The organism is Mycoplasmopsis mucosicanis, assembly GCF_006546935.1.
GTDB classification, from domain to species: domain Bacteria; phylum Bacillota_I; class Bacilli_A; order Mycoplasmatales; family Metamycoplasmataceae; genus Mycoplasmopsis; species Mycoplasmopsis mucosicanis.
Genome location: NZ_SMDN01000056.1, coordinates 1 through 240 on the forward strand (window position 1 = coordinate 1; position 240 = coordinate 240).

Sequence of the window (240 nt, forward strand, 5' to 3'; positions counted from 1 at the left end):
TTCTAGAACTGATTTTTGATATTTCCTGATTTAAATTTTTTAGTATTGTTTTTTGGTTTTGAGCTAGATAGTCTAATGAACGATAATATGAATTTTTGCAGTGCTCTGTAGCTGTTTCTTTCTTAATTGATTTATATGTTCCATAAATACTCATTGGAAGTTTGAATTTTTGATAAATTTGGTGAATAACTACGTCTTTGAGTGATTTTGACTTTGAATCCTTACAATTTTTAAAGATAT

At 25.8% G+C, this 240-nt stretch carries 1 pseudogene; it reads right to left on the reverse strand.

The features are described from left to right. Positions 1-240, reverse strand: a pseudogene (locus E1I18_RS03770) (IS1634 family transposase); the annotation flags it as partial.